Annotated in this window: 21 protein-coding genes; 11 read left to right on the top strand and 10 right to left on the bottom strand. The window is 56.1% G+C overall.

Translation table 11 applies throughout. The features are described from left to right. Positions 1-50: 50 nt before the first annotated feature. Positions 51-3,956 carry an enterobactin synthase subunit F gene (locus tag ACMV8I_RS18170; protein ID WP_498866667.1) on the top strand — a complete coding sequence of 1,302 codons (3,906 nt, stop codon included), beginning with the start codon at positions 51-53 and terminating at the stop codon, positions 3,954-3,956. 7 nt (positions 3,957-3,963) lie between these two features. On the opposite strand, the gene ACMV8I_RS18175 is transcribed toward ACMV8I_RS18170, so the two are convergent. From ACMV8I_RS18175 to fepD, 3 genes are read right to left on the bottom strand one after another with little or no spacing between them, the layout of a single operon-like run. Continuing rightward, positions 3,964-4,794 (bottom strand): ATP-binding cassette domain-containing protein, encoded by an 831-nt coding sequence (locus ACMV8I_RS18175; protein ID WP_498866603.1) that lies wholly within the window; start codon positions 4,792-4,794, stop codon positions 3,964-3,966. Then, positions 4,791-5,780, bottom strand: a complete 990-nt coding sequence (fepG, locus tag ACMV8I_RS18180; RefSeq protein ID WP_498866668.1) for an iron-enterobactin ABC transporter permease — start codon at positions 5,778-5,780, stop codon at positions 4,791-4,793. The genes ACMV8I_RS18175 and fepG overlap by 4 nt, the downstream gene beginning before the upstream one ends. Positions 5,781-5,821: 41 nt before the next feature. Further along, positions 5,822-6,892, bottom strand: a complete 1,071-nt coding sequence (gene fepD, locus ACMV8I_RS18185) for a Fe(3+)-siderophore ABC transporter permease (RefSeq protein ID WP_498866604.1) — start codon at positions 6,890-6,892, stop codon at positions 5,822-5,824. Positions 6,893-7,027: 135 nt separating this feature from the next. Here fepD and entS point away from each other — a divergent pair, with 135 nt between their 5' ends. Continuing rightward, positions 7,028-8,248: an enterobactin transporter EntS gene (gene entS / locus ACMV8I_RS18190; protein ID WP_498866605.1), complete on the top strand. Its 1,221-nt coding sequence runs from the start codon at positions 7,028-7,030 to the stop codon at positions 8,246-8,248. A 43-nt stretch (positions 8,249-8,291) separates the two neighbouring features. On the opposite strand, the gene ACMV8I_RS18195 is transcribed toward entS, so the two are convergent. The 3 genes from ACMV8I_RS18195 to fepB form a co-directional block, all read right to left on the bottom strand. Continuing rightward, on the bottom strand, positions 8,292-8,552 hold the full coding sequence (locus tag ACMV8I_RS18195; RefSeq protein ID WP_188469341.1) for a Txe/YoeB family addiction module toxin: 261 nt from the start codon (positions 8,550-8,552) through the stop codon (positions 8,292-8,294). Then, complete coding sequence (locus ACMV8I_RS18200; protein ID WP_498866606.1) at positions 8,549-8,812, bottom strand: type II toxin-antitoxin system Phd/YefM family antitoxin; 264 nt, start codon at positions 8,810-8,812, stop codon at positions 8,549-8,551. Before ACMV8I_RS18200 ends, ACMV8I_RS18195 begins: the two co-directional genes overlap by 4 nt. A 124-nt stretch (positions 8,813-8,936) precedes the next feature. Further along, positions 8,937-9,905 (bottom strand): Fe2+-enterobactin ABC transporter substrate-binding protein, encoded by a 969-nt coding sequence (gene fepB, locus ACMV8I_RS18205; RefSeq protein WP_498866607.1) that lies wholly within the window; start codon positions 9,903-9,905, stop codon positions 8,937-8,939. Between the two features lie 197 nt (positions 9,906-10,102). On the opposite strand from fepB, the gene ACMV8I_RS18210 reads away from it, so the two are divergent. The 8 genes from ACMV8I_RS18210 (at position 10,103) to ydgU (ending at position 16,783) form a co-directional block, all read left to right on the top strand. Further along, positions 10,103-11,311, top strand: coding sequence for an isochorismate synthase (locus ACMV8I_RS18210; protein ID WP_498866608.1), 1,209 nt, complete (start codon positions 10,103-10,105; stop codon positions 11,309-11,311). A 10-nt stretch (positions 11,312-11,321) separates the two neighbouring features. Further along, positions 11,322-12,968, top strand: a complete 1,647-nt coding sequence (locus tag ACMV8I_RS18215; RefSeq protein WP_498866669.1) for a (2,3-dihydroxybenzoyl)adenylate synthase — start codon at positions 11,322-11,324, stop codon at positions 12,966-12,968. A 3-nt stretch (positions 12,969-12,971) separates the two neighbouring features. Further along, positions 12,972-13,841 (top strand): isochorismatase family protein, encoded by an 870-nt coding sequence (locus ACMV8I_RS18220; protein WP_498866609.1) that lies wholly within the window; start codon positions 12,972-12,974, stop codon positions 13,839-13,841. Beyond that, positions 13,841-14,599, top strand: coding sequence for a 2,3-dihydro-2,3-dihydroxybenzoate dehydrogenase (gene dhbA / locus ACMV8I_RS18225; protein WP_498866610.1), 759 nt, complete (start codon positions 13,841-13,843; stop codon positions 14,597-14,599). Before ACMV8I_RS18220 ends, dhbA begins: the two co-directional genes overlap by 1 nt. A gap of 157 nt (positions 14,600-14,756) precedes the next feature. Next, positions 14,757-15,473: a 4'-phosphopantetheinyl transferase family protein gene (locus tag ACMV8I_RS18230; protein ID WP_498866611.1), complete on the top strand. Its 717-nt coding sequence runs from the start codon at positions 14,757-14,759 to the stop codon at positions 15,471-15,473. Between the two features lie 172 nt (positions 15,474-15,645). After that, positions 15,646-15,981 (top strand): hypothetical protein, encoded by a 336-nt coding sequence (locus tag ACMV8I_RS18235; RefSeq protein ID WP_498866612.1) that lies wholly within the window; start codon positions 15,646-15,648, stop codon positions 15,979-15,981. A gap of 179 nt (positions 15,982-16,160) precedes the next feature. Beyond that, positions 16,161-16,592 carry an acid resistance repetitive basic protein Asr gene (gene asr, locus ACMV8I_RS18240; RefSeq protein ID WP_498866613.1) on the top strand — a complete coding sequence of 144 codons (432 nt, stop codon included), beginning with the start codon at positions 16,161-16,163 and terminating at the stop codon, positions 16,590-16,592. Between the two features lie 110 nt (positions 16,593-16,702). Beyond that, positions 16,703-16,783: a small membrane protein YdgU gene (ydgU, locus tag ACMV8I_RS18245; RefSeq protein ID WP_460527186.1), complete on the top strand. Its 81-nt coding sequence runs from the start codon at positions 16,703-16,705 to the stop codon at positions 16,781-16,783. Between the two features lie 89 nt (positions 16,784-16,872). Here the strand turns inward: ydgU and ACMV8I_RS18250 are convergent, their stop codons facing one another. After that, on the bottom strand, positions 16,873-17,238 hold the full coding sequence (locus ACMV8I_RS18250) for a helix-turn-helix domain-containing protein (RefSeq protein ID WP_498866614.1): 366 nt from the start codon (positions 17,236-17,238) through the stop codon (positions 16,873-16,875). A gap of 112 nt (positions 17,239-17,350) precedes the next feature. Between ACMV8I_RS18250 and ACMV8I_RS18255 the strand changes: the two genes are divergently transcribed. Beyond that, positions 17,351-17,599: a helix-turn-helix domain-containing protein gene (locus ACMV8I_RS18255; protein WP_498866615.1), complete on the top strand. Its 249-nt coding sequence runs from the start codon at positions 17,351-17,353 to the stop codon at positions 17,597-17,599. A 20-nt stretch (positions 17,600-17,619) separates the two neighbouring features. Here ACMV8I_RS18255 and ACMV8I_RS18260 read toward each other — a convergent pair whose 3' ends face one another. Genes ACMV8I_RS18260 through ACMV8I_RS18270 form a run of 3 tightly spaced genes read right to left on the bottom strand, consistent with a single transcriptional unit; the run spans position 17,620 to position 19,031 of the window. Beyond that, positions 17,620-18,321 (bottom strand): ArsR/SmtB family transcription factor, encoded by a 702-nt coding sequence (locus tag ACMV8I_RS18260; protein WP_498866616.1) that lies wholly within the window; start codon positions 18,319-18,321, stop codon positions 17,620-17,622. 2 nt (positions 18,322-18,323) lie between these two features. Then, positions 18,324-18,716, bottom strand: coding sequence for an amino acid-binding protein (locus tag ACMV8I_RS18265; RefSeq protein ID WP_498866617.1), 393 nt, complete (start codon positions 18,714-18,716; stop codon positions 18,324-18,326). Positions 18,717-18,719: 3 nt separating this feature from the next. Then, on the bottom strand, positions 18,720-19,031 hold the full coding sequence (locus ACMV8I_RS18270) for an antibiotic biosynthesis monooxygenase family protein (protein ID WP_498866670.1): 312 nt from the start codon (positions 19,029-19,031) through the stop codon (positions 18,720-18,722). Positions 19,032-19,048: the final 17 nt, after the last annotated feature.

A 19,048-nucleotide genomic window follows, 5' to 3' on the forward strand; every position in this document is an offset into this window, starting at 1 on the left:
CGGTGTCTGAAACTTCTCTGATAGCGACCCGTAATGATGTCACCACCGGCATGCCGCTGGTGGCCGCGCAGCCCGGCATCTGGATGGCGGACCAGCTTTCGCCGCACGGTAATGCCTACACCGTCGCCCACTATATTGACATCAAGGGGCTGCTCGATTCCGACGACATGATGCAGGCCATCGTTCAGGGTCTGGCCGAAGCCGATACGCTGCATATGCGTTTTGAAGAGCAGGACGGTTTCGCCTTGCAAACCCCGCAGCCTGCGCCTGCCGCTTTTCAGCCAGAGTGCCTGGATTTGCGCGAGTCAGCCGATCCTGAGCACGCTGCGCTGACCCTGATGCGTCAGGATCTGGCGGTGGAGCTGCGTATTCTCAGCGGCAATATTCTGCACCGCCATGTACTGATCCGCATCGCCGATGCGCGCTGGTTCTGGTATCAGCGCTATCACCATATTCAGGTCGACGGCTTCAGCTTCACCGCCATTGCCCGGCGCATCGCCACACTTTATACCGCACTGCGCCAGCGGAAAACGCCGGAACCGACGCCGTTTGTGCCGTTTCGGGACGTGGTGGAAGAGTACCAGCAGTACCAACAGGGACCCGCTTTTGCACGTGATGCCCAGTTCTGGCGCGAAAAAGCGGCGACGTTACCTGCACCTGCCACCCTCTGTCCGCAGCCGTTGACCGGGCAGGCGCCGTCTGTACGCCTTCACCGGCTGTCATGCGCCTGCGACGCCCGCCAGGTCGCGTCTCTGACTCCCATGGCGCAGGACGATCAGTTAACCGCCAGCGACATTGCCATCGCGCTGGTGGTGTTGTGGGTATCACGCCTGAGCGGTCAGACGGATTTCTGCGGCGGTTTTATTTTTATGCGCCGTATGGGCTCCGCCGCCCTGTGTGCTACCGGTCCAGTGATCAATGTGCTGCCGGTGGCAATGAACGTTGCCCCTGCCGACACGCTGACTGAACTGGCCATCAGGCTGCGCAATGAGCTCAAAAAAGTTCGCCGCCATCAGCGTTACGATGCCGAGCAGATCTCACGCGACATAGGCATTGCCGGTGACGCCCGGCCGCTGTATGGCACAGTATTCAACTTTAAAATGTTCGATTATCACATCGACTTCGACGGCGTGGCGGGCATCACTCACGATCTCGCCTCCGGGCCGGTGCGGGATCTGGAGATCGCGCTGCATATCGGTGACGCCGGTGCGCTGACGGTGGATTTACAGGCCAATGCTGAACGTTATGACCGCGATGAACTTGAGGCTCATTTGCAGCGCCTGCCGCTGTTGCTGAGTCAGTTTGCCGCTGATACCGCATTGCCGGTCGGTGCGGTGCAGCTTCTAAGCGACGCGGACCGTCAATTAATCGAACAGGTCAACCGCACCGCACATCCGGTGGTGAAAAGTACGCTGAGTCAGCAACTGGCGGAACAGGCAAAACGCACGCCGCACGCGCCTGCGCTGGCGGATCTGCACCATCAATTTAGCTATGCGCAAACCCGCCAGCAGGTTGTGGCACTGGCACAGCGGCTGACTGAACAGGGCGTGATGCGCGGTGATATTGTGGCCGTTGCGCTGCCGCGCTCGGTCTTTCTGTCGCTGACGCTGATGGCGATTGTCGAGGTCGGTGCGGTTTATCTGCCGCTCGATACCGGCTACCCCGATGAGCGCCTGCGGATGATGCTGGAAGACGCCAGCCCGCAGTTGATCGTCACACATCCCGGCCAGTTGGCGCGTTTTGCCGGTCAGGGCCGCGTGCTGTTGGTGGACAGACCTTTATCGCCGGATGCTGAAGCCATGCTGCCCGTTCATGCTCCAACGCCTGAACATGCGGCTTATCTGATCTTTACCTCAGGATCCACCGGCCGCCCTAAAGGTGTGGTGGTGGGACATCAGGCCATCGTCAACCGGCTGCTGTGGATGCAGGATCACTACCCGCTGACCCCCCAGGACGTGGTGTTGCAGAAAATACCGTGCAGTTTTGATGTCTCGGTATGGGAGTTTTTTTGGCCGCTGATGGTCGGTGCCCGCTTAGTGATGGCACCGCCTGAGGCGCACCGCGATCCCGAACAGCTGCTGAATCTGATTGAACAACATCAGGTGACCACACTGCACTTTGTGCCGTCGATGCTGGCGGCGTTCGTCACCGCGCTGGATACGCCGCAGGCGGTGGCCCAGTGTGCCTCTCTCAGACAGGTATTTTGCAGCGGAGAAGCGCTGCCGGCCGAGCTTTGTCGTTTATGGCAGAGTAAAACCAGCGTGCCGCTGCACAATCTGTATGGCCCGACCGAAGCGGCGGTGGACGTCAGCTGGCACCCCGCGTGGGGCGAGGCGCTGGCGGCGGTTAAAGGCGCCAACGTTCCCATTGGCGTGCCGGTATGGAACACTGGATTGCGCATTCTGGACGCGCGGTTACAGCCGGTTCCGCCGGGCGTGGCGGGGGATCTCTACCTGACCGGCGACCAACTGGCTCAGGGTTATCTTGGCCGGCCTGAACTCACCGCCAGCCGCTTTGTCGCCGACCCGTTCGGGCAGGGCGGGCGCATGTACCGCACCGGCGATGTGGCGCGATGGCTGCCGGATGGCGCGGTGGAATATCTCGGACGCAGTGACGATCAGCTCAAAATTCGCGGTCAGCGGATTGAACTGAGCGAAATCGACCATGCGTTGCTGTCGTTGCCCGGCGTGCAGCAGGCAGTGACTCACGCTATGGCGCTGGGCGCGGTCAGCAGCGATGCCACGGGCGGCGACGCACGTCAGTTAGTGGGTTATCTGGTCGCTCAGCCAGGCTTGACGCTGGACGCCGAAAGTCTGCGCGCCGCGCTGGCTGAGCGGCTGCCTGCGCATATGGTGCCGGTGGTGCTGGTGACGCTCGAGGCACTGCCGCTCAGCGCCAACGGCAAGCTCGACAGAAAAGCCTTACCGCAGCCGCAAAGTACCACCGACCAGCAGGGGCGCGAGCCGTTGCCGGGACTGGAAAGCACCATTGCAGCCCTGTTCGGGCGCTTGTTGCAATGCGAGCAGGTGTTTGCCGATGACGACTTTTTCGCACTCGGTGGTCATTCGCTACTGGCGATGCGTTTGGCGGCAGAACTGCGGCGCGAACTCGGCAAACCGGTGTCGGTCGGGCAGGTGATGGTGGCGTCGCGGGTAGAGCAGTTGGCGCAATTACTGGCTGAAGAATGCACGCAGGAAGAGGCAGATCGCAGCGGTTTTGATGCGTTGCTGCCGCTGCGCACCGGCAGTGGCCCGATCCTGTTCTGCCTGCATCCGGCCTCGGGTTTTGCCTGGCAGTTCAGCGTACTGCCGCGCTATATCGACCAACACTGGTCGCTGGTTGGTATTCAGTCGCCGCATCCTGATGGTCCGCTGGCCGTCAGCCAGAATATGGAACAGGTGTGCGATGCTCATCTACAAAGGGTATTAACTGTGCAGCCGCATGGCCCTTACCATTTCATCGGTTATTCACTTGGCGGGACGCTGGCACAGGGCATCGCGGCCCGCCTGCAAGCCAGAGGGGAAGCGGTGGCGTTTCTCGGGCTGCTGGATACTTACCCGCCGGAAACCCAGAGCTGGGATGTGATGCTTGATGACAACGTATTGCAGGAGATCCAGCGCGAACGCCAGCAGTTCAGGGCGGCTTCAGAACAGACATTGGATGGCGAACAGGTCGAGGCCCGCCAGATCATGTTCGATCATATCGAGGCCAACTATGCTGATTCGGTACGGCTGTTGTCGGCCACCAAAACCGCGCGTTTCAACGGGCAGGCCACGCTGTTTGTCGCCCGCCAAACGTTGCAGGACGGGATGGACGTACAACAAACCTGGGCGGAATACGTCGATGCATTACAGGTTCACGAACTGGACTGCGCGCACGTGGATATTGTCTCTCCGGATTCATTTAAAATCCTGGGGCCGCTGCTAAACCGTGTCTTGAGAACCGTAGCCACTTAACCTTTCGTCAATCAGAACGGCGTACCGCTGGCGACAGAGCCCTTCCCAGCGGGACCACCAGCGGTGTATGCGAAACGGGGTCATCGATGATCATGCAGCGCAGGCCAAACACCGCTTCAATCAGTGCGGTGGTCACAATCTCTGCCGGTGGCCCTTCGGCAACAATCTTGCCGTCACGCATGGCGATCAGGTGCGTGGCATAACGGCAGGCGTGGTTAAGGTCGTGCAGCACCACCACCAGCGTACGGCCGAGATTGCGGTTCAGATCCTGCATTAATTCCAGCAAATCAATCTGATGAGTGATATCCAGCCAGGTGGTTGGCTCATCGAGTAACAGCAGCGGCGTTTGCTGGGCCAGTACCATGGCTATCCACACCCGCTGGCGCTGTCCGCCTGACAGTGTATCGACGGCACGATCTGCCAGCCCGCTGATGCCGGTCGCCTGCATGGCTTCACTCACCGCCAGCCGATCAGCTTCACTCCAGCGGCTGAACATGCGCTGATGCGGATAACGGCCACGGCCTACCAAATCTTCCACCAGAATATCGCCGGGCACGACGGAGCTTTGCGGCAACAGCCCGAGTTCGCGCGCCACCTCTTTGGTGGCGTAATCGCTGATCTGCCGGCCGTTGAGCAGCACACTGCCTGACTGCGGTGAAATCAGGCGGCTGAGCGTGCGCAACAGCGTTGATTTTCCGCAGGCGTTAGGGCCGATGATCACCGTCAGTTTGCCGGGCGGAATGGTGAGATTCAGATCCTCTATCACCACTTTTTTGTCATAACTCAGGGTCAGGTTTTCACCCCGTAGCGGAGCGTTAAGGTCGTTTTTCGTCATCATTTTTTGCGCGACTCACGAATTAATAATCCAATCAGATAAATGCCGCCGAGGCTGACGGTCAGCACCCCGACCGGCAACTGGTAGGGCAGGAACAGGCGCTGTGTGGCGACGTCGGCCGCCAGCAGCAGCAGCGCGCCGGTCAGCCCTGCCATAAGCAGTGGCTGCGACTGATTTGGGCACAACCGGCGGGCAATTTGTGGTGCAACCAGCGCGATAAATGAGATCGGCCCGGCCACGGCGGTGGCAGCGGCGGTCAGGGCAACGCCCGTCAGCATCAACAGCAGGCGTGAACGTTCCACCGGCACGCCCAGCGCGCGGGCCATATCATCGCCCATCTCCAGCAAATGCATACGCCGCGAGAGCAGTAGCGCCAGCCCCCACGCCAGAATAATCAGGCCCACCACCGGCAGGCTTTTGGCCCAGGTGATACCGTTCAGCGAACCTGCGCTCCACAACCCGGCAGTCAGCGCCGACTCCAGCGAGGCCGAAATCACCAGCCAGGTATTGCCAGCCACCAGCAGCGCACGCACGGCGATGCCGACAATGATCAGGCGGAAGGTTTCCACGCCGTTGCGCCACGCCAGCAGATAGACCAGCAGGGCGGTCAGCAGGCCGCCGGCCATCGCACCGGCGGTAATGCCCAGGATCGAACTGTTGAACAGCACGATCGCCACCAGCACGCCGCTGTACGCGCCGGTATTGAAGCCAATCACATCCGGGCTACCCAGCGGATTACGCATCAGCGACTGAAAAATTGCTCCACTGGCCGCCAGCGCCGCGCCCAAAATCAACGCCATCACCACGCGTGGCAGCCGCCACTGAGTGACAATAACTGTCAGATTATGTGGCCCTTCTCCGCGCAGGGCATCAATCACCTGCATCGGGCTCAGCGAGAGCGTGCCGCTGCCCAGCCCGTATATCGCCAGCATCACGCAGAGGATAATGAGCAAGCAGATCATCAGAATTTGTCGCGGAAATAGCGCTATCTTGCGTGAAGGGGGCGCAGTTGACGTGAAGATTTTCATTATCAGCTCCGCTTCATCAGCGCACGGTTACGCACCAGCACTATCAGCACCGGTGCGCCGATGAAGGCTGTCACGATAGAGACGCGTAGTTCGCCGGGCACCAGCAGCCGTCCGACAATATCGGCCGTCAGCAGTAAAATAGGCGTCAGCACCAGCGTCCAGGGCAGCATCCAGCGTGGGTCGGAACCGGCCAAGTGGCGGGCGATGTGTGGCATGATCAGGCCGACGAAGGCAATCGGCCCGACCGCCGCCGTTGCACTGCCGCACAATAATGTCACGGCCAGCAGGCCGCACAGTTGAGTAGGAACAATGCGGGTGCCCAGCGCGGTCGCAAGGTCACTTCCCATGCTCAGATTATTCAGGGCGCGGCTCATCAGCAGGGTGAGAATAGCCCCGCCGAGGATCGGCAGCGTCACCGCGTGGATCACCGCCATACTGCGGATATCCAGCGAGCCAGCCTGCCAGAAACGCAGTTGATCAAATACCAGAGGATTGAGCAGGGAAAGGCCGGAGGAGAAGCCTTCCAGCACGGCACCGAGCGCCACGCCTGCCAGCGTCAGACGTATCGTGTTGACCTTGCCGCCACCGATAGCGCCGATCAATGCCACGATCAGCGTAGCAACCAGCGCACCCGCAAAGGCAAACCATAAATACTGGCTGACGTCGACGGCGCCGAAAAAGGTGATGCCCAGCACCACGGAAAAACCGGCACCGGCGTTGACGCCAAGAATGCCGGGATCGGCCAACGGATTGCGGGTGAGGATTTGCATCAGTGCGCCGGAAAGCCCCAGCGCCACGCCTGCCAGCAGCCCGGCCAGCGTGCGCGGCAAACGGGCATCGCGGATGATGGTGCAGTCGGGCAGGGCGCACTGGCCCTGCAACGCGGAGATCGCGGTGTGCAGCGGGATGGATTTTGCACCCACGGAGAGGCTGAGGAAAATAACCAGCGCCAGCAAGGCAATTGCCAACAGCATGCAGAGCGCGTTGCGCAGAAGCGCCCGCGAGGTGGCGGTTGGCCGTCTCTTTTGTGTGTTGGAAAGCCTGTGAGGTCTATCGGTAAGAAGCCGTGACATAGTAAGAAAATACACCAAAGTTAATCTTAATGATTTTTATTATCATTATCTATTGCATTTGACTATGGTAGCATGAGTTATCTCTCTATAGCATTACTCCGACTGTGCCTTTTACTGGTTTAAGACAACTTTATAATGAATAAGCCCTCGATTTTACTCGATTTTTCCCTGTTGAAAACCCATGCCACTTTCCGTGCCGTCTTCTGCGCCCGCTTTATTTCTATTTTGGCATTGGGTCTGTTGGGCATTGCGGTGCCGGTACAGATTCAGGCCATGACCGGTTCTACTCTGCTGGTAGGGTTGTCGGTCACGCTGGCCGGAAGTGGTATGTTTATTGGCCTGTTGATGGGCGGCGTGATGGCAGACCGCTATGAGCGCCGTCACCTGATCCTGTTTGCGCGCAGCACCTGCGGACTGGGGTTTATCGGGCTGTGCATCAATGCGCTTTTGCCTGCGCCTTCGCTGACGGTGATCTATCTGCTGGCGGTGTGGGACGGTTTCTTCGGTGCGGTGGGCGTCACGGCACTGTTGGCGGCCACGCCTGCGATTGTCGGGCGTGAAAACCTGGTACAAGCCGGGGCGATCAGCATGCTTACCGTGCGGTTTGGCTCGATTCTCTCACCTGCTATCGGCGGGCTGGTGATCGCCAGCGGTGGCGTGGTGTGGAATTACGCTCTGGCGGCGCTCGGCACTGGCCTGACGCTGATCCCGTTGCTGCGTTTACCACAGCTGATGCCCCCGATGCAAAAACGCGAACATCCGCTGCGGGCACTGGTATCGGGTTTCGTCTTTCTGTTGCAGAACCGGGTGATCGGTATGGTGGCGCTGATTGGCGCACTGCTCACCATGGCCAGCGCGGTACGCGTGCTTTACCCGGTGTTGTCTGGTCTCTGGCAGGTTAGCGCGTCTGAGCTGGGGTTGATGTACGCGGCGGTGCCGCTGGGTGCCGCCGTCGGAGCGCTGACCAGCGGACGCGTAGCGAATGTGGTCCGGCCCGGCTGGATGCTGCTGACGACCGCCATCGGCGCGTTCGTTGCCATTGGCTTGTTCAGTCTGATGCCGTGGTTTGGTCTGGGCTTGGTGTTTCTGACGATCTTCGGTTATCTCAGCGCTATCAATGCGTTGCTGCAATATGCGTTGATCCAGAACCTGACGCCGGATGATTTTCTTGGCAGGATTAACGGCCTGTGGACCGCGCAAAACGTCACCGGCGATGCCATCGGTGCGCTGCTGCTCGGCGCGCTGGGCTCGGTGATGTTACCGGCGATGACCACCGCGAGTTTCGGTTTCACTGCAGCGGTTCTCGGCGTGGTGCTGGCTTTGGTTATGCGGGCGTTACGAGATACCGTTAACTGAGTGCGCTTCCAGCCAAAAAAAAACCAACATCATCCTGGGTAATTCAAATATTGGTGTAATGATATCGGCAGCCCACTACGGTGACGGTATCACCCTCTACCCAGTACACCAGGCGGTGCTCCTGCGTTATCCTGCGCGACCATAGCGGCTTTTTATGTTTAAGGGCCTCCGGCTTGCCGATGCCTTTAAAAGGTGTTTCTGCGGTATTGCGTAACAGCTCCAGAATCTTATCGCGGGTCTTCGGGTTTACCTCGGCCCAGTAGTCATAATCCTCTTTCGCCTTATGGGTAAAAACGACATTCATTTAAAAGTTCCGGCCGAAAGGTCGAAAGGTATTACTTCGCCGCGTTCGGCCTGCGCGATGCTTTCCATCAGGTGCGCGGCGTTCGCTGGATTGCTAAACAGGTGAAGCGTTTCCTGCATGGCAGACCATTCGGATTCTGCAATCAGAATGACATTTTCAGCGCCCTGCCGTGTGACCATGATCGGGGCGCGGCTTGCGCTTACCTCGTCCAGGACGTGCGCTAAGGTCTGGCGTAATTCGGTGCTGGTAAGTGTGTGCATAGTATTTCTCCGTATGTACATGATTCTGTACGTACGTATTATGGTACACATCCAGGATCGGTGCAACCGGCACATTTTAACGACAGTCTCATGCTGGCGCAGCCGGGCGCGCCCTCCGATACAGTTAGTGAGAAGTAAACAGCGTTTCCAGCCGTGTTAGCAGGTTACTGGCGCTGTAATAGTCCAGGCGGAAGGTGTCATTGCCGAGCGGATAAACCCGTTGGTTTTTTACCGCCGGAAGGTGGGCCAGAAAGCGGTTGTTCATCACTCGCTGACCGTCGCTGTCATCAGCGGAAAACAGCAACAGCGTGTTGCCATTTAACCCTTCGGCCATGTTTTCACCGCTCAGTTGCACAATGTCTTTACGTACGCCCTGGCTCTGGCTGCCATGCAGGCTGGCTGGAAGTTTGGCCAGAGTGAAGCCCAGTTCGTGCAGCAGTTGTCCCTGCGGTGAGGCGCTGGTCCACAGATTGGCAGACTTACCATCCGGGCGGTAAACCAACGCGGAGACCGGTTGAGGCGGTAAAGCCAGTCCGGTTTTCAGCTTTTTGACCCGCGCGTCAAACTGCTTCACGGTGGCGTTGGCCTGCGCTTCATGGCCGGTGGCTTCACCGAGTTGTCGTGCCAGCTCCTGCCAGCTTTTATCGTCATAGTTGACCACCAATACCGGTGCAATGGCCGCAAGCTGATCGTAGAGTTTGAGGGCGGAATCCCCGCCGGTGGCCGACATGATGATCAGGTCCGGCGCTTCTCCGGCGATGGCTTCGGCGTTGGGTTCACCGATGTACAACCGTTGCACTTTGCGCTCAGCCGCAATCTTACCCCACTGACTTAAATAGCCCTGCGCATCAGCAATACGGCTGTTGGGGGTGGTCGCGCCGCTGGCAATGACCGGCGCGTCAATCGCCAACAGGGTGCCGGTGACCGTGACGCTGGTGGAGACAATGCGTTGCGGTGGTTGGTTGAGGGTGACTATGCCGTGTTCGGTTTCAATCTGTCGCGGCCATCCGGCAGGGGCTGCGATGCACGTTTGCATCAATAATGTCAAAAATGCGGCAGACAGGGCGAAACGTTGAAACAGGGTACTCTTCATTAACGGCGATCCTCAGTTGTTACATGCTGATGTAGCTCATTTTACAGCATGTCTGTGCTTGGCAGCTCAATCCAAAACGCACAAAGCGTGGTTTACGTTTATTGACAGGCATAAATTCGGCGAGTAGTTTACCTGCAATAGATGCAAATGATAATGGTTATTATATTCATTATCATTCTGTTAACAGGAGCGAACTAATGGATGCAACAGTGAACGTGGTCAATCAGACGTATAAGCGATTAAGTGACGGTGTTGATAATGAGACAAACATTTCTCCCACTTCGGGTTTCTTCTTCACTTCACCTTTTCGCAGTTTGGCTACCCAGGGCTGTTTTGCTCGCCTGAACCTGCCTGCAGCAGGCGGTGAATCACTCACTAGTGCTTTTCAGCAGGCGGTGCAGCAGGCATTCAGCCAGGCACGAGCGGCCGGAATAGCTAATCCAATACTCTGCGGTGCGATTCCTTTCGATACGCGGCAGCCCTCTTCGCTGTTTGTCCCACAGCGGGTGCAGTGGTTTGACCGGCAGGCATTTCTGCAAAGCCAGACCCCAGTTGATACTGGGCTGCCTGAGGTGGTCAGCAAAACCGAGCATCCGGCGAAAAATGATTTTATGCAGATGGTGTCGTCTGCGGTCAAATCCACCCGTGAGGGAGCGCTAAGCAAAGTGGTGCTTTCACGGCTGCTGGAGATTGAAACCCGTCAGCCGGTTGATAAACCGGCGCTGATGGCACGGATGATCGAGCAGAACCCGGACGGTTTTCATTTCCACGTGCCGCTTGAAGAGGGCGCGCTGCTTGGTGCCAGCCCCGAATTGCTGCTGCGTAAACTGGACAACCATTTTCACTCCACTCCGCTGGCGGGTTCAGCGAAACGCAGCCTCGACCCGCAACAGGATCAGCAAATCAGTCATCAGTTACTGGCATCCACTAAAGATGCTTATGAGCATCACATCGTCACCGAAGGCATGCGCGAGGCGCTTACGGCGCGTTGCAGCCATCTGAATATTCCTCGCCAGCCGGAGCTGCTCAGTACACCAACGCTGTGGCATCTGTCATCTCCGATTGATGGCGACGTGGCCGATCCGGCTGAAAACGCACTGTCGCTGGCCTGCCTTTTACACCCGACGCCAGCGCTGTGCGGCTCACCGATGTCAACCGCCCGCGAGTTTATTGAACAGCTCGAACCTTTCGACCGTGGCCTGTTTGGCGGCATTGTTGGTTGGTGTGATGCCAGGGGAAACGGCGAGTGGGTGGTCACTATTCGCTGCGGAACGGTGAAAGACACCCAGGTGAAACTCTTTGCCGGAGCCGGCATTGTGCCGGACTCATCCCCGGCGTCCGAATGGGCAGAAACAGGCACCAAGCTGTCCACCATGCTGCATGCATTCGGCCTGGATCAAGGATAAGAATATGGGCATGACTATTGCTTTTACCCGCTGGCCGGATGATTTGGCGCAGCGCTACCGTGACCGCGGTTACTGGCTGGATCTGCCGCTGACCGATATTTTACAGCGTCATGCCGACAGCGACACCGTGGCGATCGCCGATTCAACGTCCAGCCTGAGCTACCGTCAGTTGGCCGAGGACTCGGGCAGGCTGGCTGCTGCGCTGCTGCGGCGCGGGCTGAAGTCCGGCGACACTGCACTGGTTCAGTTAGGCAATGTGACGGAATTTTATGTGGTGTTTTTCGCGCTGCTGAAAATCGGCGTCGTGCCGGTCAATGCCCTGTTCAGCCATCAGCGCAGCGAACTTAGCGCCTATGCGGCACAGATACAGCCCGCGTTGTTGATTGCTGACTGCGCGCATACCCTGTTTGCTGACCACGTTTTTGCCGATATTTTTATTGAGCAACACCCTTCGCTGCGGGTGATGGCGCTGCGCAATGCTGAGAATGAAGAGTATTCGCTGGCGGCCTGGATTGCCGAAGATGTTGCTGACTTTCTCGCCGCACCGACTCCTGCCGATGAGGTGGCCTTCTTCCAGCTCTCCGGCGGCAGCACGGGTACGCCAAAACTGATCCCGCGTACCCACAATGACTACTACTACAGCATCCGGCGCAGCGTGGAAATTTGCCGTTTCGATGCTCAGACTCGCTATTTGTGCGCGTTGCCGATTGCCCATAATTACCCGATGAGCTCCCCCGGCGCACTCGGCGTCTTCTTCGGCGGTGGGCAGGTTATTCTGGCGACCGACCCCAGCGCGCAAGTCTGTTTCCCGCTGATTGAGCAGCACGCCATTACGGTTACGGCGCTGGTTCCTCCGGCGGTGACGCTGTGGTTGCAGGCCATGAGCGAATGGGAAGCGCATCCGTCACTCGACAGTTTGCAATTGTTGCAGGTGGGCGGCGCAAAACTTAGCGAAACGCTGGCGGCACGTATCCCGGCGGAAATCGGCTGCCGGCTACAGCAGGTCTTTGGCATGGCCGAAGGGCTGGTGAACTACACTCTGCTGGACGACGATGACCGGCACATTCTCACTACTCAGGGCACGCCGATGTCACCTGATGATGAACTCTGGGTAGCTGACGAACAGGGTAATCCGTTACCCGTCGGCCAGACCGGTCGCCTGATGACACGCGGGCCTTACACCTTCCGTGGTTACTATTTAAGCCCTGAACATAATGCCGAGGCTTTCGACCCACAGGGCTTTTACTGTTCGGGCGATCTGATTTCCCTGACCGAAGACGGCTACGTGCAGGTGCAGGGACGGCTGAAAGATCAGATCAATCGTGGCGGTGAAAAAATCGCTGCGGAAGAGATTGAAAATCTGCTGTTGCGCCACCCAAGCGTGATTAACGCCGCGCTGGTGTCGATGCCCGACAGCTTAATGGGCGAGAAAAGCTGCGCATTTGTGGTGACGCACACGGCGTTCAAACCGGTACAACTGCGCCGTCATCTGCGTGAACTGGGCGTTGCTGAATTTAAACTGCCCGACCGCTTTGTGCGGGTTGATCTGCTGCCGCTGACGCCGGTCGGCAAAGTGGATAAAAAACATCTGCGCGAAACTCTGGAAACACCCTTCTCATTGGTTGCACCAGAACAGACTGAGCCTCAGGGAGAATAATTCATGGCCATTCCTAAACTCGAATCCTATGCACTGCCCGCGGTGAGTGAACTGCCTGCCAATAAAGTCACCTGGGCGGTTGAGCCGCAGCGCGCGGCGTTACTGATCCACGATATGCAGAAATACTTCCTTAATTTCTGGGACGAAGATAGCCCGCTGATCCAACAAGTGGTGGAGAACATTGCTAACCTGCGACGTTACTGCAAGTCAGTGGGGATCCCGGTTTTTTATACCGCTCAACCGAATAATCAGAGTGATGAAGATCGCGCGCTGCTCAATGACATGTGGGGGCCGGGTTTGAATAAACATCCGGATCAGCAGGCGGTAGTGGATGTACTGGCTCCGGACGCCGACGATCAGGTGTTAGTGAAGTGGCGTTACAGCGCGTTTCACCGCTCGCCGTTACAGGATATTTTGCAGGAAACCGGCCGTGACCAGCTGATTATCTGTGGTGTTTACGCTCACATTGGTTGCCTGACTACCGCCATCGATGCGTTTATGCGCAATATTCAACCCTTTATGGTGGCAGACGGTCTGGCCGACTTCTCCCGTGACGAGCATTTGATGGCGCTGCGCTATACCGCTGGTCGCTGCGGTCGTGTGGTGACGACCGCCGAACTATTGCCTGATACCGGCCGTCAGGGGATGGCGAGTAAAGCGGCATTGCGTGCGCTGATTTTGCCATTTTTGGATGATGATAGCCATGATATTGCCGACGATGAGAACCTGATCGACTACGGTCTCGACTCGGTACGCATCATGGCCCTGGCCACCCGCTGGCGTAAAATCCGCGCCGATATCGACTTTGTTGCGTTGGCCAAAACGCCGACTATTGACGGCTGGTGGGCGCTGTTGTCCACGGGAAAAGCCTGATGAGCACAGTATGGGATTTTAGCGGCAAACAGGTGTGGGTCACCGGTGCCGGGCAGGGGATTGGCCTGCATACCGCACTGGCGTTTCAGAAAGCGGGCGCGACGGTGATCGGTTTCGATAAAGCGTTCAGCGGCAAAGCGTATTCATTTCGCACGGAAGTGATGGACATTACCGACAGTCAGTCGGTGGCGGTAATTTGCCAGCGGTTGCTGGCTGAACAACCGGCGTTGGATGTGCTGGTCAACGGCGCGGGCATTTTGCGCATGGGCGCGACGGATGAAATCAGCGACAGCGACTGGCATAGCTGTCTGGCGGTGAATGCGGGCGGAGCCTTCAACCTGTTTCGCCACACGCTACCGGTGTTTCGCAGGCAAAAACGCGGTGCGATTGTCAGCATCGCCTCGAACGCCGCCCATGTGCCGCGCGTCGGTATGTCGGCCTACTGTGCCTCGAAAGCCGCGCTGCGTAGCTTGTGTTTGACCGTCGGGCTGGAAATGGCCCCGTTCGGCGTACGTTGTAATCTGGTGTCGCCGGGGTCAACCAATACGCCAATGCAGCAGGCGATGTGGCAAACGCCCGACGCCGAACAGCGCACCATCGCCGGATTCCCCGAACAGTTCAAGTTGGGGATCCCGATCGGCAAAATTGCGCTGCCGCAGGAGGTGGCTGACGCCGTGCTGTTCCTGGCCTCCGACAGCGCGGGTCATATTACTATGCAGGACATCGTGATTGATGGCGGCGCAACGCTGGGTGCCTGAGTCCCCTTCATCGTTGAAGCTGCCGATGCGTTGGCTGCACTTGCTCACCCGAATCACTTACCGGAGTAAACTCATCGGGATTCGTTCGTTTGCCGCCTTCCTGCAACTCCAGTGTTTTTGGGTCGATTGAGTTGTACGGAAAAGGAGATAAACCGCCTTGCCCCATCATTTTATTACCGACGTCGAGTGGCTGAGCTTGCCGCTGGCGGCACCGTTTCCGGGTAAAATAGCGCGCTGCCATTTTACGCTGGTGGGCTATCGTGACGTGCTGTTTACGGAGCTTGGCGTGGTTTTCCCGTCATCCTTAATGCGTGCCGTACCCAAACGGCGCGCTGAGTTTCTGGCCGGACGCTATCTGGCATCGATGGTTTTAGATCCCCTTGGTTATCTGCAATTTACGGTTGAAACCGGCGACGATCGCGCACCGTGCTGGCCGCACAACGTCCGAGGTGCGATCAGCCATAACCAGGATACTGCGCTGTGCGCGGCGGTGCGTTACGACACTTCACCGCCGTTGGGCGGCGTAGGTATTGATGTTGAAACCTTGATGGAAGGGCAGCAGGCACTGGATTTTTTGCCAATGATTGTCAACGGCAAAGAATATGAACTGCTTCGACATCACCCGCACCTTTCTCTTTCTGTATTATTGACCTTAACCTTTTCGGCCAAAGAGAGCCTGTTTAAGATGCTCTATCCGCAGGTGGGCAGACTGTTTGGTTTTCTTGATGCACAGCTTGTCGCGCTCAATGAAGATGAATGTCGCTTCACGCTGGAGTTAACCGTGACGCTGAGTGCGGGCCTGCGCGCCGGAAGGCGCTTCGAGGGCGTCTATCAGTTGAGTTGCCACGACCTCATCACTTTTCTCTATTACTGATTCTGACGGTGATGATGGCGGCAAAAAATTTCAAAATGGGCATCAACACAACATATCGTGCAGCATGACAAAGTGTAGCGACTCCGTTCCTGACACGGAACGTGCCGAAAAATTAATGTCTGGACCATTTTCGCCGATACTCTTATGACATTCTTTATTTTCAGAGATCGGCATGAAATACATCAGCGTTTTAGTGGTGGCTGCGAGCATCAGCATTCTGGCAGGTTGTTCAAGCATTGATAAACCGGTCGGTTCTGCCACCTACCGTCCGCTCAACGCCAGCGGGATCAAAGGTGAGGCGAGTTACACCTCGTCCATCATTGCCCCGCTTGAACGCAGTCGCCGCGAAGATACCTTCAAGAAAATCTATGATTTTTGTGGCGGGAAGTACGACATTATGGGGGAAAGTAACGACGGACGTGAGATTCACCTGACGTTCTTGTGCACCAAGAATTTGGCGCCATCCGGGGCTATCTATATTAACCGCTCCAATGGAACCACCTGGTAACAGCCCGCATTTTACCCTCAGTGCCTGCGTCAAAGACGTCAGCCTTGGTGAGTGAATGTACATATGGTTACTTACCGACACCATTCACTCACTTACTTTCAGAGTTCAGAAGCTTAATCTTTTTTCAACGGCCCGGCAGTGTAGGGCAAACCTAAACAACAAAACGTAAAGGAATTAAAATGAAAAAAGTATTAGCTCTGGTTGTTGCTGCTGCGATGGGTCTGTCTTCTGTTGCGTTCGCTGCTGAAACTACCGCTGCTCCGGCACCGGCAACTTCTACTACTACCGCAGCGCCGGCAGCGAAAGCGCCGACTAAGCATGTCATGAAGAAATCACATAAGAAGCCAGCCCAGAAAGCGCAGGCTGCTAAAAAACACGTGAAACACGCTAAAAAAGCTGCACCAGTAGCTCAGAAAGCACAGGCTGCTAAAAAACACGTGAAACACGCTAAAAAAGCTGCACCAGTAGCTCAGAAAGCGCAGGCTGCTAAAAAACACGTGAAACACGCTAAAAAAGCTGCACCAGTAGCTCAGAAAGCGCAGGCTGCTAAAAAACACGTGAAACATGCTAAAAAAGCTGCACCTGCTGTAAAAAGCACCCCAGCAGCATAAGTCAGACATTTTGGTGAGTGACTCTACTCACCATTATCCAGACTGATGATTAAACACCCGGCTTGCCGGGTGTTTTTGTCTCCCGCTTTGGCCTGAGGTATTGAACCATGATGCTGCATCGATACCGGTTTGAAATTACCCTGAGTGGGCTGATCCTGTGTGGTTTCATCACCATCACCTTCTATTTATAACGCGAGGCAAAAACGGCGTATCCATACCGGGTCAAAGTCCTGCCCACGACGACGTCAGCAATCTGAAGCGCCATCAAGGTGCTTAGTGTTCAGATACTAAGCTTGTTAAATAGGTCATCAGCGTCATTGGCTGTATGAACATCTACGCCCTTTTCACTGTTAGATATACTCTCAACAGTTAGCTCATTAGGTATGCGCATATCAAATGGTAAAGCCTTTTTTTCAACTGCTTTCCCTGTCGTTTGATCAAAATATCTGCTCGGCCATATTGTTTGCGGTTTAATTCCAATCGCTTCAGCAATCAGATATTCCCCCTTTGGCCATGGGCGAGATAATGCATTTGCAAGCGTTGAAGAGCTCAAGCCTGATGCTCTTGAGAGTGCCGCCAACGTAGTTCCTTTTTTCTTTATAGCCGCGATGATATCTGCCTGATGCCAATCCTTCGATTTTGTCATGTAAAGCTCCTTTTTATGCGAAATACTAAATTATCCTTAGTATCTCGTAAGCCTAAAAATAACACAATAAAAAGCTAAGATTAACTTAGTAAAGGTGTTGGCTTCGAAAATCATGATAATCAAAAGACTCAAAGAAGCACGACTGCGCGCGGGATTCTCACAATACAAACTCGGCGTTCTGGCGGGTATTGATGAAGCATCTTCAAGTGCGCGAATGAATCAATATGAGAAGGGAAAGCACCAGCCTGATCAAGATACGGCGATTCGGATTGCACAAGTGTTGGATCTACCATTGGCATATTTTTATGCAGAAGATGACGAGCTGGCCGCAGTAATCATGAGTTTTCATAAAAAAACATAAGATAAAAAAACAAGGGAACATCACACTTCGATATTAAATAACCTTCTGAAGGCCAGTTTTCCGCTGGAGGTTATGCTGACTTCCCTGAAGCCCGGCACCCGTGCTAACCAACCTTTTTGTTCGCAGTGGGTGAAGAACGCTGCACCTGCATCTCCGCCGAGGTGAAAACGTCGTTCGCTCCAGTCGAGGCAGGCGCAGCAGGCTTTACGCCTTGTCTTTGCATCGAGTACAACGCCTAACGCTTGAAACCTTTTGCAGCCTTCAGGCGTTATTGACGTGCCCTCAGAATCAAACCATCCTTCACTGACCATCACGTCATAGATCTTAACGGCGACTTCACCGGCCAGATGGTCGTAACAGGTGCGGGTGGTTCTTAACCCAATCGGTGCGCGGGTTTCCGGAGGCAAGACCCTTTTCCATGACACACCCATCATCGTCTCAATCAGTTCGGCAATGTCATGTCCCGCCAGACGATAATAGCGGTGCCGTCCTTGCGAAAGGCAGGTCACCATTTTTTCATTGAAAAGCCGGGACAGATGCGCGCTGGCTGTGGAAGAGGCGACGTCTGCCACTATGCTGAGCTCCGTCGCGGTCCATGCCCGCCCATCCATTAAAGCGCAAAGCATTTTGACTCTGGAGGGGTCAGACATAGCAGCCGCAATGGCTGCTATTGAGAGTTCGAGCGTGTCATTATCTTCAACCGGCTCACGTTTTTTAAGCATGTTTACTCACCCTGAACGGCCCACTTTGCGGTTAATTTGCTCGCGATAATATCATTGTCCGTAATGAGGATGAGTTGATTTGCATGGTCACTGTATTGCGTCAGGATGTTGATGCCTTTTTCAGCCAGTGCTGCGGCTATTTCCCCCAACTCGCCGGGACGTTCCTGCCTGAGTTTTCGGATCAGAGGCCGATGAATCTTTCGCACCTCGATGCCTGCGCTTTCAAGCACGGCTCTGGCTTTCTGGCCATCTTCAACCAGAAAATGGGCGTGACACTGTGAATCTATTGTAAATAGGCCGCCGCCTTCAAGGCCCACGCCGTTATGTCCGAGAGTTGCGCCTAAAAGGGCCAGTTCACCGGGCACATTTTTCAGAATGACATGAATGTCGTGCATCGCTTAACTCCGGTTTTCTGATGAGTAATCTCTGACAACGTGCGCAATGCGGATCCGATAGTATGAAAATACTGATTCACGCCCTTCAGCTTGTGCCGCTTGGTGAAAGATATTTTTCTTCCAGGCAAGCACCGACTCTTCGTCTTGCCACCACGACAATGAAAGGATTTTCCCCTCCGTCGTCAGGCTCTGGAAACGCTCTATAGAAATAAAACCCGCTATATCAGCCAGCAGGGGTTTTAATTCAGCGGCGAGCTCAAGATAGCGCGCTTGTTTAGCCGGAACGGTATCCGCCTCGAAAATTACTGCGATCATCATTCTTCTCTCTGGTG

It is taken from the genome of Ewingella sp. S1.OA.A_B6 (genome assembly GCF_049889095.1).
Taxonomy (GTDB): domain Bacteria; phylum Pseudomonadota; class Gammaproteobacteria; order Enterobacterales; family Enterobacteriaceae; genus Ewingella.

Excerpts from the sequence above, each read along its gene's own strand:
- entS (WP_498866605.1), top strand. The coding sequence starts at position 7,028 with ATGAATAAGCCCTCGATTTTACTCGATTTTTCCCTGTTGAAAACCCAT.
- fepB (WP_498866607.1), bottom strand. The coding sequence starts at position 9,905 with ATGAAGAGTACCCTGTTTCAACGTTTCGCCCTGTCTGCCGCATTTTTG.
- ACMV8I_RS18195 (WP_188469341.1), bottom strand. The coding sequence starts at position 8,552 with ATGAATGTCGTTTTTACCCATAAGGCGAAAGAGGATTATGACTACTGG.
- ACMV8I_RS18200 (WP_498866606.1), bottom strand. The coding sequence starts at position 8,812 with ATGCACACACTTACCAGCACCGAATTACGCCAGACCTTAGCGCACGTC.
- ACMV8I_RS18270 (WP_498866670.1), bottom strand. The coding sequence starts at position 19,031 with ATGATCGCAGTAATTTTCGAGGCGGATACCGTTCCGGCTAAACAAGCG.
- fepD (WP_498866604.1), bottom strand. The coding sequence starts at position 6,892 with ATGTCACGGCTTCTTACCGATAGACCTCACAGGCTTTCCAACACACAA.
- ACMV8I_RS18265 (WP_498866617.1), bottom strand. The coding sequence starts at position 18,716 with ATGCACGACATTCATGTCATTCTGAAAAATGTGCCCGGTGAACTGGCC.
- dhbA (WP_498866610.1), top strand. The coding sequence starts at position 13,841 with ATGAGCACAGTATGGGATTTTAGCGGCAAACAGGTGTGGGTCACCGGT.
- ACMV8I_RS18235 (WP_498866612.1), top strand. The coding sequence starts at position 15,646 with ATGAAATACATCAGCGTTTTAGTGGTGGCTGCGAGCATCAGCATTCTG.
- ACMV8I_RS18220 (WP_498866609.1), top strand. The coding sequence starts at position 12,972 with ATGGCCATTCCTAAACTCGAATCCTATGCACTGCCCGCGGTGAGTGAA.
- asr (WP_498866613.1), top strand. The coding sequence starts at position 16,161 with ATGAAAAAAGTATTAGCTCTGGTTGTTGCTGCTGCGATGGGTCTGTCT.
- ACMV8I_RS18215 (WP_498866669.1), top strand. The coding sequence starts at position 11,322 with ATGACTATTGCTTTTACCCGCTGGCCGGATGATTTGGCGCAGCGCTAC.
- ACMV8I_RS18250 (WP_498866614.1), bottom strand. The coding sequence starts at position 17,238 with ATGACAAAATCGAAGGATTGGCATCAGGCAGATATCATCGCGGCTATA.
- ACMV8I_RS18255 (WP_498866615.1), top strand. The coding sequence starts at position 17,351 with ATGATAATCAAAAGACTCAAAGAAGCACGACTGCGCGCGGGATTCTCA.
- ACMV8I_RS18170 (WP_498866667.1), top strand. The coding sequence starts at position 51 with ATGCCGCTGGTGGCCGCGCAGCCCGGCATCTGGATGGCGGACCAGCTT.
- ACMV8I_RS18175 (WP_498866603.1), bottom strand. The coding sequence starts at position 4,794 with ATGATGACGAAAAACGACCTTAACGCTCCGCTACGGGGTGAAAACCTG.
- ACMV8I_RS18210 (WP_498866608.1), top strand. The coding sequence starts at position 10,103 with ATGGATGCAACAGTGAACGTGGTCAATCAGACGTATAAGCGATTAAGT.
- ydgU (WP_460527186.1), top strand. The coding sequence starts at position 16,703 with ATGCTGCATCGATACCGGTTTGAAATTACCCTGAGTGGGCTGATCCTG.
- ACMV8I_RS18260 (WP_498866616.1), bottom strand. The coding sequence starts at position 18,321 with ATGCTTAAAAAACGTGAGCCGGTTGAAGATAATGACACGCTCGAACTC.